Source organism: Micromonospora sp. NPDC051300 (genome assembly GCF_044455315.1).
GTDB lineage: Bacteria > Actinomycetota > Actinomycetes > Mycobacteriales > Micromonosporaceae > Micromonospora > Micromonospora robiginosa.
This window is the reverse complement of record NZ_JBITEP010000029.1, coordinates 1-16003: the sequence shown is the minus strand read 5'-3', so window position 1 is coordinate 16003 and position 16003 is coordinate 1. Positions and strand designations below refer to the sequence as shown.

At 73.7% G+C, this 16003-nt stretch carries 20 protein-coding genes; 7 read left to right on the top strand and 13 right to left on the bottom strand.

Going from position 1 to position 16003, the window contains the following annotated elements; translation table 11 throughout:
* Positions 1-32: 32 nt before the first annotated feature.
* Genes ACIA5A_RS25285 through ACIA5A_RS25275 form a run of 3 tightly spaced genes read right to left on the bottom strand, consistent with a single transcriptional unit; the run spans position 33 to position 2384 of the window.
* A complete protein-coding gene (locus tag ACIA5A_RS25285) occupies positions 33-782 on the bottom strand; it encodes a LamB/YcsF family protein (protein ID WP_396766915.1) in 750 nt (249 codons plus the stop codon).
* Positions 766-1776 (bottom strand): biotin-dependent carboxyltransferase family protein, encoded by a 1011-nt coding sequence (locus tag ACIA5A_RS25280; protein WP_396766913.1) that lies wholly within the window; start codon positions 1774-1776, stop codon positions 766-768. Before ACIA5A_RS25280 ends, ACIA5A_RS25285 begins: the two co-directional genes overlap by 17 nt.
* Positions 1773-2384, bottom strand: coding sequence for an allophanate hydrolase subunit 1 (locus tag ACIA5A_RS25275; protein ID WP_396766911.1), 612 nt, complete (start codon positions 2382-2384; stop codon positions 1773-1775). Before ACIA5A_RS25275 ends, ACIA5A_RS25280 begins: the two co-directional genes overlap by 4 nt.
* Before the next feature lie 75 nt (positions 2385-2459).
* On the opposite strand from ACIA5A_RS25275, the gene ACIA5A_RS25270 reads away from it, so the two are divergent.
* The gene (locus ACIA5A_RS25270; protein WP_396766909.1) at positions 2460-3137 is read left to right on the top strand and encodes a hemolysin III family protein; all 678 of its coding nucleotides are present in this window, start codon (positions 2460-2462) and stop codon (positions 3135-3137) included.
* 74 nt (positions 3138-3211) lie between these two features.
* Here the strand turns inward: ACIA5A_RS25270 and ACIA5A_RS25265 are convergent, their stop codons facing one another.
* Entirely contained in the window at positions 3212-3502 is a 291-nt protein-coding gene (locus tag ACIA5A_RS25265; protein ID WP_181571090.1) for a DUF6458 family protein, read from the bottom strand.
* Positions 3503-3615: 113 nt separating this feature from the next.
* Between ACIA5A_RS25265 and ACIA5A_RS25260 the strand changes: the two genes are divergently transcribed.
* Positions 3616-4146, top strand: coding sequence for a SixA phosphatase family protein (locus ACIA5A_RS25260; protein ID WP_396766907.1), 531 nt, complete (start codon positions 3616-3618; stop codon positions 4144-4146).
* 103 nt (positions 4147-4249) lie between these two features.
* Here ACIA5A_RS25260 and ACIA5A_RS25255 read toward each other — a convergent pair whose 3' ends face one another.
* From ACIA5A_RS25255 to ACIA5A_RS25240, 4 genes are all read right to left on the bottom strand, one after another.
* The gene (locus ACIA5A_RS25255) at positions 4250-4519 is read right to left on the bottom strand and encodes a DUF6458 family protein (protein WP_013283345.1); all 270 of its coding nucleotides are present in this window, start codon (positions 4517-4519) and stop codon (positions 4250-4252) included.
* Positions 4520-4706: 187 nt separating this feature from the next.
* Positions 4707-6563 (bottom strand): acyl-CoA dehydrogenase, encoded by a 1857-nt coding sequence (locus ACIA5A_RS25250; protein ID WP_396766905.1) that lies wholly within the window; start codon positions 6561-6563, stop codon positions 4707-4709.
* A 116-nt stretch (positions 6564-6679) separates the two neighbouring features.
* Positions 6680-7807 (bottom strand): PP2C family protein-serine/threonine phosphatase, encoded by a 1128-nt coding sequence (locus tag ACIA5A_RS25245; protein ID WP_396766903.1) that lies wholly within the window; start codon positions 7805-7807, stop codon positions 6680-6682.
* Between the two features lie 68 nt (positions 7808-7875).
* The gene (locus tag ACIA5A_RS25240) at positions 7876-8511 is read right to left on the bottom strand and encodes a septal ring lytic transglycosylase RlpA family protein (protein ID WP_396766901.1); all 636 of its coding nucleotides are present in this window, start codon (positions 8509-8511) and stop codon (positions 7876-7878) included.
* A 158-nt stretch (positions 8512-8669) separates the two neighbouring features.
* On the opposite strand from ACIA5A_RS25240, the gene ACIA5A_RS25235 reads away from it, so the two are divergent.
* Genes ACIA5A_RS25235 through ACIA5A_RS25225 form a run of 3 tightly spaced genes read left to right on the top strand, consistent with a single transcriptional unit; the run spans position 8670 to position 10705 of the window.
* A complete protein-coding gene (locus ACIA5A_RS25235; protein ID WP_396766900.1) occupies positions 8670-9224 on the top strand; it encodes a phosphoribosyltransferase in 555 nt (184 codons plus the stop codon).
* 33 nt (positions 9225-9257) lie between these two features.
* Positions 9258-10277, top strand: a complete 1020-nt coding sequence (locus ACIA5A_RS25230; RefSeq protein ID WP_396766898.1) for a questin oxidase family protein — start codon at positions 9258-9260, stop codon at positions 10275-10277.
* A gap of 14 nt (positions 10278-10291) precedes the next feature.
* On the top strand, positions 10292-10705 hold the full coding sequence (locus ACIA5A_RS25225; protein WP_396766896.1) for an ASCH domain-containing protein: 414 nt from the start codon (positions 10292-10294) through the stop codon (positions 10703-10705).
* Positions 10706-10757: 52 nt separating this feature from the next.
* On the opposite strand, the gene ACIA5A_RS25220 is transcribed toward ACIA5A_RS25225, so the two are convergent.
* The 4 genes from ACIA5A_RS25220 to ACIA5A_RS25205 form a co-directional block, all read right to left on the bottom strand.
* On the bottom strand, positions 10758-11663 hold the full coding sequence (locus ACIA5A_RS25220; RefSeq protein WP_396766894.1) for an LLM class flavin-dependent oxidoreductase: 906 nt from the start codon (positions 11661-11663) through the stop codon (positions 10758-10760).
* A 19-nt stretch (positions 11664-11682) separates the two neighbouring features.
* Positions 11683-12738, bottom strand: coding sequence for a MerR family transcriptional regulator (locus tag ACIA5A_RS25215; protein ID WP_396766892.1), 1056 nt, complete (start codon positions 12736-12738; stop codon positions 11683-11685).
* A gap of 70 nt (positions 12739-12808) precedes the next feature.
* Positions 12809-13210, bottom strand: a complete 402-nt coding sequence (locus tag ACIA5A_RS25210) for an NUDIX domain-containing protein (RefSeq protein ID WP_396766890.1) — start codon at positions 13208-13210, stop codon at positions 12809-12811.
* Between the two features lie 32 nt (positions 13211-13242).
* Positions 13243-14136: a LysR family transcriptional regulator gene (locus ACIA5A_RS25205; RefSeq protein ID WP_396766888.1), complete on the bottom strand. Its 894-nt coding sequence runs from the start codon at positions 14134-14136 to the stop codon at positions 13243-13245.
* Between the two features lie 113 nt (positions 14137-14249).
* On the opposite strand from ACIA5A_RS25205, the gene ACIA5A_RS25200 reads away from it, so the two are divergent.
* Together ACIA5A_RS25200 and ACIA5A_RS25195 are read left to right on the top strand one after the other, a co-directional pair.
* Positions 14250-14636 carry a VOC family protein gene (locus tag ACIA5A_RS25200; protein WP_396766886.1) on the top strand — a complete coding sequence of 129 codons (387 nt, stop codon included), beginning with the start codon at positions 14250-14252 and terminating at the stop codon, positions 14634-14636.
* A gap of 4 nt (positions 14637-14640) precedes the next feature.
* Complete coding sequence (locus tag ACIA5A_RS25195) at positions 14641-15153, top strand: GNAT family N-acetyltransferase (protein WP_396766884.1); 513 nt, start codon at positions 14641-14643, stop codon at positions 15151-15153.
* Here ACIA5A_RS25195 and ACIA5A_RS25190 read toward each other — a convergent pair.
* Positions 15123-15899: an aminotransferase class IV family protein gene (locus ACIA5A_RS25190; RefSeq protein WP_396766882.1), complete on the bottom strand. Its 777-nt coding sequence runs from the start codon at positions 15897-15899 to the stop codon at positions 15123-15125. The genes ACIA5A_RS25195 and ACIA5A_RS25190 overlap by 31 nt on opposite strands.
* Between the last annotated feature and the right edge of the window lie 104 nt (positions 15900-16003).

Here is a 16003-nt window from a genome sequence, read left to right as displayed (position 1 = left end):
ATGCAGAATGCGTTAACAAGGGGCCCCTCCTTTCACGCGAACGGAGTGAGCGTGACCCCCGCGTCGACCAACGCGGCCCGCACCAGCTCGGCGCACCGCACCGCGCCCGGCGTGTCCCCGTGCAGGCAGATCGACTCCACGGCGCAGGGCACCACGCTGCCGTCCACGGCGACCACGGTCCGCTCGACGGCCATCCGGACCGCCCGCACGGCGACCTGGTCCGGGTCGGTGACCAGCGCGTTCGGGGCGCTGCGGGGCACCAGCGTGCCGTTGGGCAGATAGGTGCGGTCGGCGAAGCCCTCGGCCACCACCCGCAGGCCGGCGCCGGCCGCGAGCTGGGCGAGCACCGTGCCGGGCTGGCAGAGCACCGGCAGCTCGTGGTCGTACCCGCTGATCGCCGCCACCAGCGCGGCGGCCTGCGCCTCGTCGCACGCGGCCGCGTGGTAGAGCGCGCCGTGCGGCTTCAGGTAGCGCACCCGGGTGCGGTAGAGCCGGCAGAACGCGTCGAGCGCCCCGAGCTGGTAGATCGTCTCGTCGCGCAGCTCGGCGAAGTCGTAGGCGATGTGCCGGCGGCCGAAGCCGGCCAGGTCCCGGTAGCCGACCTGGGCGCCGACGGCGACGCCGCGCTCGGCGGCGGCGGCACAGACCCGGTGCATGGTGGCCGCGTCGCCGGCGTGGAAGCCGCAGGCCACGTTGGCGGAGCTGATCAGCCCGAGCAGCGCATCGTCGTCGCCGAGCCGCCAGCTCCCGAATCCCTCGCCGAGGTCAGCGTTGAGGTCCATGGAACCTCACCGTAGTCCCTGGCCGGGCCTGGGCGAGCGCGGTCACGTCGTCCACCACCCCGATGACCGGGTAGCCGCCGGTGGTGGGATGGTCGGCCAGGAAGACAAGCGGTTGGCCGTCCGGCGGCACCTGCACCGCGCCGAGCACCAGGCCCTCGCTCGGCAGTTCGCCGGGCACCGCGCGGGGCAGGGCGGCGCCGGCGAGCCGCGCGCCGACCCGGTTGCTGGCCGGGGTGACCGTGTACGCGGCGCGGCACAGCCTGTCGACCGCTCCCGGGGTGAACCAGTCCTGCCGGGGGCCGGCTCGCACGGTCAGCCGCACCTCGTCCGGCACCGGCGGGCCGACGGTGAGGTCGACCGGTGCCGGCGGCCCGGCGGGCGACCCGAGGGGCAGCCGGTCGGCGTCCCGCAGCGGCGGCGGCCCGAGGCCGGACAGCGTGTCGGTGGAGCGACTGCCGAGCACCGGCTCCACCGCGATCCCGCCGCTGACGGCCAGCCAGGTCCGCACCCCGACGCGCGCCGGTCCGATCCGCAGCACCGCCCCGGCCGGCAGCGACAACGGCCGCCCCACGTCCCCGGGCCGCCGGACCCGCCCGCCGGGCGACCCGGGGTCGCCGGCCACCGCCCGGGAATCGACGCGGGCCGGCGGCGGACCGGCGGGGCCCCACCGCGGCCGGACGGCCGTCGGTGCCGGGCCGGCCGGGCCCCACACCGGCGGGACGGCTGTCGAGCCTCGGCGGGGTGGGTGCTCGACGAGCACGTCGGCCGGGGCGCCGGTGAGCGCGACGGTGACCGCCCGGGTGAACCGCAGCACGCAGCCGCTGACCGTGATCTCCAGGCCGGCGGCTTGCTCCGGGTTGCCGACGAGCCGGTTGGCCAGGCGCAACGCGGCCGGGTCGAGCGCGCCGGAGCGCGGGACGCCGAGGTGCGCCCAGCCGGGCCGGCCCTGGTCCTGCACGGTGGTGAGCGCGCCCGCGCGCAGCACCTCGATCACGACGCCGGCACCAGCCGGACCGGGGTGCCGGGGGTGAGCCGGGCCGGTGGGTCGGCCCGCACGTCGAAGAGGGCCATCCCGGTCCGTCCGACCAGCAGCCAGCCGCCGGGCGACGCGGCGGGGTAGATGCCGGCGTACGGGCCGGCCAGCGCGACCGAGCCGGCCGGCACCCGGGTACGCGGGGTGGCGAGCCGCGGCACGGCCAGCTCCGGCGGCAGCCCGGCGAGGTACGCGAACCCGGGCGCGAAGCCGCAGAACGCGACCCGGAACCGGGTGCGCCGAAGCCTGTCGACCACGGCCGGCACGTCGACGCCCCAGTGGTCGGCGACGGTCGGCAGGTCCTCCCCGTCGTACTCGGTGGGCACCCGGACCTCGGTGGCGTCGGCGGTGGCGGTGTCCCGGGGGCGCCAGCCGGCGATGCGGGCGGCGGTCGGCTCCGGGTCGGGCACGCCGTCGAGCAGCACGGTGAGCGCGGCCGGGACGATGTCGACGGCGGCCAGGTCGCCGGTGGCGCGGCGACGCCACAGCTCGGCGCGCCACGCCTCGACCTGGTCGGCGTCGTCGCAGTCGAGCAGCAGGGCGTGCGCCCCGACGGGCCGGATCCGCATCCGGTCATCCTCGCGCCGTCGGGCGTGACGGTCCACACTACTTGCAAGTAACCTACGGTGTCGTAACCTGATGAGGTGACCACCTCCGCACCGCTCCGGCTCCGGCCGGTCGACATCGGAAAGCCGCGCATGCGCGGCTGGCTCCACGCGTACGCGTTCTTCGTCGCACTCGTCTGCGGCATCGTGCTGTGTTCGATCGCCGCCACCCGGCCCGGGTGGGCGCCGCTGGTGAGCTGCCTGATCTACAGCCTCACCGTGTGCGGGCTCTTCGGCACCAGCGCGCTCTACCACCGGCGGGTCTGGTCCGAACGCGGCTACCAGATCATGCGCCGGATGGACCATTCGATGATCTTCGTGTTCATCGCCGGCACCTACACGCCGTTCTGCACGCTGCTGCTGGACACCCGACACGCCACGATCATGCTCGGCCTGGTCTGGGGCGGCGCGCTCGCCGGCGTCGCGGTCAAGATGATCTGGCCGCACGCGCCGCGCTGGGTCTCCGCGCCGCTCTACCTGGCGCTCGGCTGGGTCGCGGTGGCGATGCTGCCGGAGATCCTGCACGTCGGCGGCGTCACCGCGCTGGTGCTGCTGAGCGTCGGCGGCGCGATCTACAGCGTCGGCGCGGTGTTCTACGCGCTGCGCCGGCCGAACCCGTGGCCCACCGTCTTCGGCCACCACGAGTTCTTCCACGCGTGCACGCTCGTCGCGGCGATCTGCCATCACATCGCGATCTACTTCGCGTTGTTCGCCTGACGCGCCGCGAGGACACCCCGGACACGCACGAGGGCCCCGCGTCGTTGCGGGGCCCTCGGGTCTGGGGGGTGGGGTCAGGCCGGGTAGCCCGTGCCCGGGCGGCGCACCTCGCGGTACTCCTCGCGCACGACCCGGTCGCCCTGCACCGGCACCACCGGCTCCGCGACGACCTGCTCGCGCACCGGGGCGGCGACCACGCGGCGGCGGCTGTTCCAGAAGTAGAGCGTGGTGAGCAGGCCGGCGAGCCCGGCGAGCATGAGCACCCAGCCCACCACGTTGAGGTTGAGCCATCCCAGGTTGGCGTCGACCGCGAACGCGAAGATCGCGCCGACCGCGATGAGGAAGATGCTGGCACCGATGCCCATGACGTCGCCTCCTTGGCGTCCTGCTGGCGTTTGCCCGCCGCGGCCATGGATGAGGTAGCGGCACGCATCGACATACCCAGGCGCTCTGATCGTCAATCAGGCAAGCTGGGCGCATGACGGACGGCAGGAACGGTCAGCGGACGTTGGTGCTGCTGCGGCACGCCAAGGCCGAACAGTCCCCGGACGCCCCGGACGCCGAGCGGCCGCTGACCGCCCGGGGCCACGCCGACGCCGCCGCGGCGGGCGCCTGGCTGGCCCGCCACGAGTTGCTGCCGGACGTGGTGCTCTGCTCGCCGGCCCGGCGCACCCGGCAGACCTGGCACGGCGTGGCGATGGGCATGACGGGATCCCCGGCCGAGGGCGGCCCGGCCGGCTCCACCCCGGCGGTGCGGTACGAGCCGACCGCGTACGAGGCGCACCCGGACGAGCTGCTGGACCTGGTCCGTGGCGTCGACCCGACGGCCGGCACGGTGCTGCTGATCGCCCACAACCCGGGCATCTCGCTGCTGTCGGCGCTGCTCGACCCGGAGCGGGCGGATCCGGACGGCCTGCGCACCACCGACATCGTGGTGCACCGACCCGCCACCGCCTGGCCCACCCTCACCCGCGCGCCCCTCCTCACCCGCCACACCGCCCGCGGCTGAGATGTAAGGAGGGGCCCCCTGTTAACGCCTCCGGTAGAGGCGGGGCCCCTTCTTAACAGTCACCACCCCACGCCCGGCTGCGGCAGCCGGGCGTGGGGTGGTGTCAGGACGGCGGGGCGGTGGGCGGCGGCGGGTCCGGCGGGGGCGGCATCATCGCGGTCGGATGCGAGAGCCGGTTCTCCTCCACGATGAGGGTGCGGGCCCGCTTGCGGCGGTCCTGCCAGAACCACAGTGTGGTCAGCAGGACGCCCAGCCCGGCCAGGATGAAGACCCAGCCGACCGCGCGCAGGTCGATCCACCAGACGTTGGCCCGGATGGCGAAGGTCATGATCGCGCCGAGCGCGATGAGAAAGATGGCGCTGCCAATGCCCATGTGCGCTGCACTCCCCCGTGCGATGGCCCTTGGGCGTGCTCCGGTCGTGGTCCGCGACGGTTACCCGCCCACCGGCGCGCCTATCCACCTGCGAGCCACCAACGACGACGGCCGGCGGGATGTCGTCCGCCGGCCGTCGTCGTGAGGGGGAGAATGATGCTTCAGGGAAGGTACGCCCCGGAAGGGGTCAGAACGCCTCCTCCGGGAGGTCCATGATCTCCAGGTCGGCGCCCTCGATGATCCGGCGGTCCGCGCCGATGCGGGGCAGCACCTCGCGGGCGAAGAACCGGGCCGCCGCCACCTTGCCGGTGTAGAACGCCTTGTCGGTGGCGGAGACCTCGCCGCCCAGGGCCTTCAGCGCCACGTCCGCCTGCTTCTGCAGCAGCCAGCCGACCACCAGGTCGCCGATCGCCAGCAGGAACCGGCGGCTGCTCAGGCCGACCTTGTAGAGCGCGCGGGCGTCGCCGGCCTGGGCCTCGCCCAGCCAGCCGGTCATCACGCCGAGGATGTTCTGGATCTCGGCGAGCGCCTTGCCGAGCGCCTGACGCTCCTCCTTGAGCTGACCGTTGCCGGCCTCGGAGGTGATGTGCTCCTGGATCTCGCCGGCGACCGCCATCAGGGCCTTGCCGTTGTCCCGGACGATCTTCCGGAAGATCAGGTCGAGGCTCTGGATGGCCGTGGTGCCCTCGTAGAGGGTGTCGATCTTGGCATCCCGGACGTACTGCTCCAGCGGGTAGTCCTGGAGGAAGCCGGAGCCGCCGTACGTCTGGAGCGACTCGTGGCCGAGCAGCTCGTACGCCCGCTCCGAGCCGACGCCCTTGACCAGCGGCAGGAGCAGGTCGTTGACCCGCTTGGCCAGCTTGGTGGCCTTCTCGTCACCGGCCGCCTCGGCGATCGCGACCTTGTCCTGCCAGCTCGCCGTGTAGCAGACGAGCGCGCGCAGGCCCTCGGCGTACGACTTCTGCATGAGCAGCGAGCGACGCACGTCCGGGTGGTGGGTGATGGTCACCCGGGGGGCGGTCTTGTCGGCCTGCTGGACGAGGTCGGCTCCCTGCACCCGGTTCTTGGCGTACTCCAGCGCGTTCAGGTAACCGGTGGAGAGCGTGGCGATGGCCTTGGTGCCGACCATCATCCGGGCGTACTCGATGATCATGAACATCTGGCGGATGCCGTCGTGCTTGTCGCCCAGCAGCCAGCCCTTGGCCGGTACGCCGTGCTCGCCGAAGGTCACCTCGCAGGTGTTGGAGACCTTCAGGCCCATCTTGTGCTCGACGTTTGTGGCGAAGACGCCGTTGCGCTCGCCCAGCTCGCCGGTCTCGGCGTCGAAGTGGAACTTCGGCACGACGAAGAGGGACAGGCCCTTGGTGCCGGGGCCGCCGACGCCCTCCACGCCGACCGGGCGGGCCAGCACGTAGTGGACGATGTTGTCGCTCAGGTCGTGCTCACCCGAGGTGATGAAGCGCTTGACGCCCTCGATGTGCCAGGTGCCGTCCGGCTGCTGGACCGCCCGGGTGCGGCCGGCGCCCACGTCCGAGCCGGCGTCCGGCTCGGTCAGCACCATCGTCGAGCCCCACTGCTTCTCGATGAACAGTCGGGCCCACTTCTTCTGCTCCTCGTTGCCCTCGACGTGCAGCACGTGGGCGAAGGACGGGCCGGAGGCGTACATCCAGACCGGGGCGTTGGCACCGAGCACCAGCTCGGCCAGCGACCACCAGAGGGCGCGCGGGGCGTTCGTGCCGCCGAGCGCCTCGGGCAGGTCGAGGCGCCAGAACTCGGAGTCCATGAACGCCTGGTAGGACTTCTTGAACGACTCCGGCAGCGGCGCGGTGTGCGTGGCCGGGTCGAAGACCGGCGGGTTGCGGTCGCTGTCCGTGTAGCTGGCGGCCAGGTCCTCGCGGGACAGGCGGTCGACCTCGGAGAGGAAGCTGCGGGCGGTGTCGACGTCCAGATCCGTGTACGGCTCCTGGCCGAACGTCCGGTCCGCCCCGAATACCTCGAACAGGTTGAACTCGAGGTCCCGAAGGTTGCTCTTGTAGTGGGTCATGCTCGCTGGCCCCGCTTCCGGACAGGTGTTACCGATCAGTAACTCCAGACTGTATTACTCGCCGGTAGGCAACGACAAGCCGATCTCGGAAGTGACAGCGATTACACACTTCCGGTTCACCCGTCGGCGGCGCCGACCTCCCAGCTCGGCACCGGGGCCGTGGCGGAGCTGCGTGGGCCGGCGTATTCCATCAGGACCAGGGCGATGTCGTCGTCGAGGCGGCCGTGCACCCACTCGACGAGCGCGGTCTCCAGCGAGGCGAGCCCGTCGCCGACGGTGCCGTGGCCGAGCAGGCGCCAGGCCCGGTCGGCGGTGGGGAAGAACTCCCCGTCCCGCCGGGCCTCGCCCAGCCCGTCGGTGAACAGCAGCAGCCGGTCACCCGGCTCCAGCCGCTCCACCCGGGGCCGGACCACGGGCATGAACCCGAGCGGCGGGGCGGGCGCCGGCGGCTCCAGCGGGATCACCTGGCCCCGGCGCAGCAGCAACGGCGGCGGGTGCCCGCAGTTGACGATGGTGAGCGTGCCGCCACGCTCCTCGACCAGGGCGGCGGTGACGAAGTCCTCGTCGCCGACGTTGCGGGCCACCGCCCGGTCCAGGTCGGTCACCACCGCGCGCAGGTCGGCCCGCTCGTAGGCCACGTGGCGGTAGGAGCCGAGCACGATGCTGGCCAGCCGGACCGCGTCCAGACCCTTCCCGCGCACGTCTCCGATGATCATGCGGACGCCGTACGGGGTGTCCATCACCTCGTAGAGGTCGCCGCCGATCTCGGCGGTCGCGGTGGAGGAGATGTAGCGTGCGGCCACCGCCAGCGTGCCGACCTGCGGCCCGAGCGGGCGCAGCACCGCCTGCTGGGCCACCGAGGCGAGCCGGGACAGCTCCGCGATCCGCTCGGCCTGCCGTTGCCGTATCGCAGCCGTGGCGGCGGCGATCGCGGTGACCAGCGCGATCGCGGCCACGTTGACCGCCGTCACCAGCGAGGCGCCCCGCTCGCACATGGCGAACGTGATGCCGGCCGCGGTGCCCAGCGTGCCCACCGCCAGCACCACCCGCCAGTCGGCCAGCGCCGCGGCCAGCACCGGCGCGGCGGCCATCAGCGCGAGGTAGTGCGCCGGCCGGCCGTCACCGGCCTCCACTGCGGACACGATCGCGAGCAGCGCGAGGGCCGCGCCGAGGCCGGCGCGGGATCCGGGGCTCAGCGGGCCGTGGCCCGGCTGGAAGGGTCGAGTGCGTACATCGGACAGCATGCCTGATGGATGTGAGACGGAGAATGAACCTGGCCCGTCCGTCGCGGAAGTTCTGCCTGACGGGCCGGTCAGCCGAGCACCTCGTAGCGGACGTCCACCTCACCGAGACCGGTCGAGGCGATGGCCGCGAACGCGGCGCGGGACAGGTCCAGGCACCGGCCGTCGATGTACGGACCACGGTCGTTGATCCGGACCACCACGGACTTGCCGTTGGCCGGGTTGGTGACCCGGACCTTCGTGTTGAACGGCAGCGTCTTGTGCGCGGCGGTCAGCGCGTCCGGGTCGAACGTCTCGCCGTTGGCGGTCATCTGGCCCTCGTCGTAGAAGGACGCGCCGCAGGAGCCGCTGTCCACGACCGTCGGGGCGGGGGTCTTCTTCTTCGTGGCGGTCGGCTTCGGCGCCGCCGTCCGGGCCTTGCCACGCGACGCCGCCTGGGTGCGGGTCGGCTTCGCGCTCGGGCTGGCCGTCGGCGACGGGCTGAGGCTCGGCGAGGTCGACGCGCTCGGCGACGGCGCCGCCGAGGTGGGGGCGAGCGTGCTGGGCAGCGCCTCGACGGCGACCGGCGCGTCGGCCGGCTCGCCGGAGGTGAGCTGCACCGCGCCGACGGTGCCGCCGACCGCGAGCGCCACGCCGACCGCCGCGGTGGCGGCGATGCCGGCGGGCGAGGAGAACAATCTGCGGGTACGAAGGTGCCTACCAGCCACCGGCCCGGTCCTTTCGTCAACTCAACAAACCGGCCCGGACCGTAACGAGAGAAGCACTTCCGAAGTCAACGTGATCATGGTGGTATGCCCGCATTTACCCTGGTACGTGTAGCCGATCAAGCCACCCCCGCTGGGCCGAACGGTGGAAGGTGTGCAGGATGGAACGCGTGCTGAACCGTCGCCTGGTCGAGCTGTTCCGCTGGGCCAACCCCGGGCCGGACAGCAGCCACCTGGTCAGCGACCTCACCGGCTGGTGGCGCGACCCCGAGGTGCTCGCCGAGGCCGGTCCGGCGCTGGCCGCGCTGCACCCCGACGCGCGCCCGACCGTGGTGATCGCCCCCGAGGTCACCGGCCTGCTGCTCGGCCCGCTGGTCGCGGTGGCCGCCGGCGCGGGTTTCCTGCCCGCGTACAAGGCGGGCGGCGGGCGGCGGCGGATCGGGGCGACGCGGTGGGCCGAGACCCCGCCGGACCACCGGGGGCAGCGGCTACGGATCGGCGTGGACGGCCGGCGCCTCGGCCCGGGCGACCGGGTGCTGCTGGTGGACGACTGGGTCGACACCGGCGCCCAGCTCGACGCGTTGCACCGGCTGGTCCGGAACGCCGCCGCCGTGCCGGTCGGCGCCGTCGCGCTGGTGTCGAGCTGTCCACCCGCCGTGGCCGAGCGGCTACGACTGCGCGCCCTGCTCACCGGTGACCAACTCCCGGACGCTTGACCTCAAGCAAGCTTCAACCCGGACGATCCTCGGATGGACGACATCCTGGACGAGGCGTACCACCGACTGCACCGCACCGGCCCCGAGTTCGAGGGTTGGTTGTCCAACCACGGGCCGATGGCCGCCGAGGCGCTGGTCCGGCACGGGCAGGGCGCGCGCGTGCACCGCTGGCTCGACGGCTACCTACGCCGGCTCGACGAGTTGCCCCGAGGGCTGCGACCGATCGACGACTGGCGGGCCGCGCTCGGTGATCCGAAACGGACCGGCGACTGGCTCCACCACTTCGACCGCGAGCTGCGCGAACGACACTGGCAGGAGGTGCTCGGTGAGTGGTGGCCCCGGCTGTTGCCCGGCATCGCGGCCGGCGCCACGCACGGCGTGATCCGGGTCGGGCACGCGGTGCGGGTGCTGCGCGTCGACGGGGAGACACCCGACCGCCGCGCCGAGCTGGGCCAGGCGCTCGGCTACTGGGCGGCCCGCTGGCAGCCGGTGCCCGGCGCCGGCCCGCTCACCGGCCACTCCGACGTCGCGTCGGCGCTGGCCGGGGTGCCCCGGATCGCCCAGCGGACCGGTGGCATCCGGGAACGGCTGGGCCGGCTGACCGGCGTACCCGGATGGTCCGGCGCGGTGACCGCGCTGCGCGCGCCGGCCGACCCGGACGAGGCCGCCCGTACCCTCGGCGAGATGGTGCACCGGGCCGCGCTGGACTACCTGCGGTTCGGGCACGGCGAGCCGGTGATGCTGGTGCACGCGGTCACCGCGCCGACCGCCGTGCTGCGTACCCTGCCGGCCCTCGATCCGGCGCTGCGGGCGCCGAGCGTCGCCGCGGCCTGGTCCGCGACGGCGGCCGTGACCTCGGTGTACGCGGCACCGACGCCGGCCGCCTCGGCGCCGATCGGCGGATCCGCCGACCCGGACGAGGTGTTCGCCCGGGCGGCCCGGCACGGCGACGAACACGTGGTGAAGCTCGCCGACGCGGTGCTGGAGTCCTACGCGACGACGGGTGACCGGCGGGTGCTGGCCGCACCCGCCCACGCCGGCCGGCTGATCTGAGTAGCCTCGGCAGGATGTGGCCCCGCATCGGTGGACTGCGCGCGCTCGCCCTCGGCACCCCGGGCGGGCTGCGCGCCGACCTGAACAATCTCGTGCTCGCCGGCGTGAAGACCGCCACCGCCGGGCTGATCGGCGAGTACGCCGAGGAGGACGAGGAGTTGGAGCACGTCGGCGAACGGCTGGCCCTGGTCGACGACCACGACGCGCTCGTCGGCGTCGTCGAGATCACCGGCGTCGAGGTGATGCGTTTCGCCGACGTGCCGTGGGAGTTCGCCCGCGCCGAGGGCGAGGGCGACCGGTCGATCGAGGAGTGGCGGGCCGGCCACGGCGCCTACTGGGCCCGGCAGGGCACCCCGGTGACCGACGACAGCCGGATCGTCTGCCTGCGCTTCCGGCTGCTCTCCGCCGAGCACAGCGTCGGCACGTGAGGAGGGGCCCCTTCTTAACGCATTCTGCATAAGAAGGGGCCCCTCCTAACACCTAGCGGCGCAGCTCCGGCAGCAGCGCGGCCACCTCGGCCAGCACCGCCTCGTCGCCGGCGTACCAACTGCTGGCGCGGGGCCAGTGCGTCACCACGTCGGTGAAGCCCAGCCGGGCCGCCCGGGCCACCTGCTCGGCGAACAGGTCGGCGCTGGTCAGCGAGAAGACCGGGGCCGAGTCGAGCGAGAGGTAGCGGTCGAGCGTGGCCGGATCCCGGCCGGCCTCCTCGAGCGTCCGGGTCATCCGGTCGGACAGCTCCGCCACGGTGCCCCACCAGGCCTCCAGGTCGTCACCGTCGAGGCCGGTGGTGACCCAGCCCTGCCCGAACCGGGCGACCAGCCGCATCGAGCGCGGCCCGTTCGCGGCCATCACGAACGGCACCCGGGGTCGCTGGACACAACCGGGGTTGTTGCGGGCGTCCACCGCCGCGAACCACTCGCCACGCCAGGTTGTGCCGTCCTCGCGCAGGATCAGGTCGAGCAGCTCGGTGAACTCGGCGAACCGATCCACCCGCTGCCGGGGCGGCAGCGTCTCCCCGCCCAGCACCGCCGAGTCGAAGCCGATGCCGCCCGCGCCGAGCCCGAGCAGCACCCGGCCGCCGGAGACGTCGTCGAGCGCGGTGACCTGACGGGCGAACGCCGCCGGGTGGCGGAAGTTCGGCGAGGCCACGAGCGTGCCGAGACGCACCCGGGAGGTCACCGTCGCCGCCGCGGTCAGCGTCGTCCAGGAGTCGAACCAGGGCCCGTCGACCAGATCACGCCAGCCCAGGTGGTCGTAGGTCCAGGTGTGGTCGAAACCCCATTCGTCCGCCTGGGCCCACCGGTGACGCGCCTCCGACCAGCGCTGGTCGGGCAGGATCACGATGCCAATTCGCATGATCGCCAGGGTACGACCCGGGCCGGACATGCCGGCCCGGGTCGGTCGATCACGCCGCCACGTCGGCCACCACGCAGGCGACGTTGTCCGGCGCGCCCGCCGCGTACGCCAGCTCGACAAGCTTCCCGACGGCGGTCTCCGGGTCGTCCGCCCCGGCCAGCGCGGCGTGCAGCGCGCCGGGGTCGACGGTCGCGGAGAGGCCGTCCGAGCAGAGCAGGTAGCGATCGCCGGGCAGCGCCGTGCGCAGCGCCAGGTCCGCCTCGACCTCGCCGCCCGCGCCCAGCGCCCGGGCCAGCAGCGCCCGCTGCGGGTGGACGCCCGCCTCGGCCGGGGTGAGCCGCCCCTGGTCGACGAGGGTCTGCACGTACGTGTGGTCCTGGGTGAGCCGGGTCAGCTCGCCGCCGCGCAGCAGGTACGCCCGGGTGTCCCCGACGTGCACCAGCGCGAGCCGGGTGCCCCGCCGCACGATCGCGGTGAGCGTGCTCGCCGGCCGGTCGTCGTCGCCGGCCTGGGCGCGTACCGCCCGGTCGGCCCGGCTCACCGCGTCGGCCAGCGCAGAGAGCAGGTCGGCGGCCGGCACGTCGGCCCGCTCCAACGGCCGCAGCGCGTCCACTGCGGCGGCGCCCGCGGCGGCCCCACCCGGACCGCGTACGCCGTCGGCGACCGCGAGCAGCGTGTCGCTCGCGTACGCGGTGTCCTCGTTGGAGTCGCGTACGGCGCCTGTCTCGCAGCGCGTCGCGTACCGGAAGGTGGTCTTCTCGGACATGGTGCTGCCCCTCTCGGTGAGCTTGTCGACGAGGAGCGCGACGGTTCGGCCGCGGGCGGCGGTGTCCGCGCTGACCCGCCGCCACCAGGCGTCCAGCGCCTCGGCGGCGGCCTCCGGCGGCAGGCCGCAGACGGTCCGGATCTCCACCAACGGCATGCCGGCCCGGCGCAGCGCGGCGATCAGCCGTGCCCGGTCGAGCTGCTCCGGCGCGTAGTAGCGGTAGCCGGAGTGCGGGTCCACGGCGGCCGGCGGCAGCAGTCCGCAGTCGTCGTAGATTCGCAGCGCCTTGGCGGTCAGGCGGGCCGCCCGGGCGAACGCCCCGATGGTCAGCAGCCGCACGTCGCTCCCCTCCTCGTGCCGGCACCGGTGGCCGGCAGGGACCACGCTGGGCGTTGCCGCAGGGTCCGGGTCAAGGCGAGACGGCAGCCAGCTTCGCCAGCATCCGGCCCAGGTGCGGCTCGACGGTGCCGGCCGGGGCCGCGGTCACCTCCGCCGGCGCCCACCAGCGGATGCCCCGGAACTCGACCGGGTCGGGGGTGAACCGCTGCCCACGGTCGGCGGTCAGCAGGAACCACAGGCTGACGTCGGTGTGGCGCTGCTCGGGCGGGCCGACCGTCTCGGTGACGGTGAGGAACGCCGGGCGCTCGCCGTACGCCGGCGCGAACACCGCCGGCACGTCCAACTCCTCGCGCAGCTCGCGACGCACCGTCTCCGTGCCGGCCAGCCAGGTCAGCGCCTCCCGCCGGTGCCGTGCCTCGAGCTCGTCGCCCGGCGGCAGCGCCTCGACGAGCGCCCGGATCTCGTTCCGCATGCCGCCGATGCTGCCAGCCGGGTACGACCGTGTCAGTCCGCCTGGAGCGGGTTGGCGTCGACCGCAGCGCGGACGAACTCGCGTACCCGGGCGGTGGTGTTGCCGGCCAGCCACACCGGGCCGCGACGGATCGGCGGCGCGTCGTGGATCGGCACGTAGGCCAGGTCGGGCCGAGCGTGGTAGTGCCGGGTCTGCTCGCCCACCGGCAGCACCCCACGCCCGAGCGCGACGAGCGCCAGCATCTCGGAGAAGCTGCCGCCGGCCGGGCCCTTCGGCACCGGGCGCCCCGCCGGCGTCCGGTCGGGCGTGCGGTCCCGCTTGAACGCATCCGACGTGACCGCCGGGTACTGGATCACCGGATGGTCGCCGAGCACCTCCAGCGACACCGACTCCGCGCCGGCCAGCGGGTGACCCGCGGCCACCGCGAGCAGCCGGCGTTCGTGCAGCAGCGCCGGGCCGTTCGCCATCCCGTCGAACGGGTACGAGGCGATCAGCACGTCGATCGTGCCGTCCACCAGGCTGGACCGGGTGGTGGCCAGCGGGGCCTCGTGGACGTGCACCTCGCACTCCGGGTGACGCTCGGTGAACCGGGCCACGGCCCGTAGCAGCACCAACGCGGTCGACTCACCCACGTACGCCACCCGCAGCTCGCCGGTGAGCCCGCGCCCGGCGTCCACGGCCCGGCGGACCGCGTCCTCGATGCCGGCGACCAGCGGGCGCATCTCCTCGGCCAGGCGCTCGCCGATCGGGGTGAGCCGGACCACCCGGCTGGTCCGCTCGAACAGCGGCGCGCCGATCCGCCGTTCCAACCCGCGCACCACGTGGCTGATCCGCCCGGTGGTCACCCGCAGCTTCTCGGCGGTGCGCCCGAAGTGCAGTTCCTCGGCCAGGGTCAGGAACGCCTCGATCTCGTACCGCTCCAGCACCCGGCGCTCCCGTCGTTGACCGTCGGGCAACGATGGTAGAGCGATCGGGGCTTGGTCCGGCCGTCGCCTCCGACAAGTGTTGACGGTGTTACCGACCTGGTCAGGAGGACCTGATGACGATGCGTGTGACCGGTTTCGACCACCTGGTGCTGACGGTGGGCGACGTCGAGCGCTCCCTCGACTTCTACTGCGGCACGCTCGGCCTGGCCCCGGTGCGGGTCGACCGCTGGCGCGCCGGCGAGGTGCCGTTCCCCTCGGTACGCGTCGACGCCGGCACCATCATCGACCTGGTGACGGGCGAGCCGGACGGGTCCAACGTGGACCACTTCTGCCTGGTGGTGGCCCCTGTCGACTGGGCGGCGGTGGTGGCGTCCGGGCGGTTCACGGTGCTGACCGGGCCGGTGTCGCGCTTCGGCGCCCGGGGCACCGGTACCTCGATCTACGTCAGCGACCCGGACGGCAACACGGTGGAACTGCGCAGCTACGACTCACTAACCTGACGCGGTGCCGCGCCTCGAACGCCTCGCCGCCCACCACGCCCCGGCGCTGCTCCGGTTCGAGCGGGAGAACCGGGCATACTTCGCCCGGTTCGTCGCCGACCGGGGCGACGCGTACTTCGCCGGGTTCGCGGACCGGCACGCGGCCCTGCTCGACGAGCAGGAGCGCGGCATCTGCCACTTCCACCTGCTGGTCGACGACGACGGCAGCGTGCTCGGCCGGTTCAACCTCTTCGACGTGGCCGTCGGCGGCGCCGAACTGGGCTACCGGGTGGCCGAGCACGCCACCGGGCGCGGCGTGGCCCGGCACGGTGTCCGCGCCGTCTGCGACCTGGCTCGGACCGAGTACGGCCTGCGCCGGCTGGTCGCCTCGGCCGCGCTGGCGAATCCGGCGTCGCTGGCGGTGCTGCGGCGCGCCGGCTTCGAGCCGGACGGCGAGGTGGAGCTGGGCGGGAAGCCGGCCGTGCGGCACATCCTCGACCTGACCGCTCAGACCTCCACCGGCGGCTCCGCCTGGTAGGCCCGGTGCAGCGTGGCCAGGAACTCCTCGGCCTCCGGGAACCGCACCGGGCCGATCCGGGACACCGGCACCCCGGGCGTCCGCGAGTTCAGCACCGCCGCCCCGGCGAAGCCGGGCAGGTCGTCCCGCGTCACCGGCCGGGTCCGCTGCGGCACGCCGAGCCGGTCCAACTGCCGCCGGAGGACACCCATGGTGGTGCCGACGAGCATCGGCGCATCCGGCCAGACCACCGCGTCGCCGTCGGCGAACACCAGGTTCCAGATCGTCGCCTCGGTGAACCGGCCCGTCCGATCCACGAACGCGGCGTCGTCGAAGCCGTCCCGGACCGCCCGGCGGGCGAGGTGACTCTTCGCCAGCTCACCGACGTGCTTCACCGCCGGGAGGAACCGCTCGTACTCGTACGCCGCCAGCGCCAGCGGCCCGACGGGCGGTGACGCGGCGGCGCGGGTCCGGACCAGCAGGTCCGGTTCGCTCTCGCCGGGATGGATCGTGGCGGTCAGCGTGACGTCCGGCGGGCCGGCCTGGATGGCGACCCGCATCGCGGCGCGCACCCGGTCGTCGGGCAGCGCGGTGCCGAACAGCTCGTGGGAGGCTTCCCGCAGGCGGGTGAGGTGCAGGTCGAGGCCGCGCACCCGGCGGTCGCGCACCTGCATCGCGGTGAAGTGGGCGTTGCCGGCGAAGGCGAGCGGCGCCAGGTCGTCGGCGGTCGCCGGCCGGCCGTTGCGGTGTACGGCGAAGAAGGCCATGCCGGCACTCTAAGGCGTGTTTCATAAGCCGGTCAGAGCCACTCGCAGATGATGGTGATGGTCAGGCTGGCCTGGAACCGGACGGCCAACTTGTCGTAGCGGGT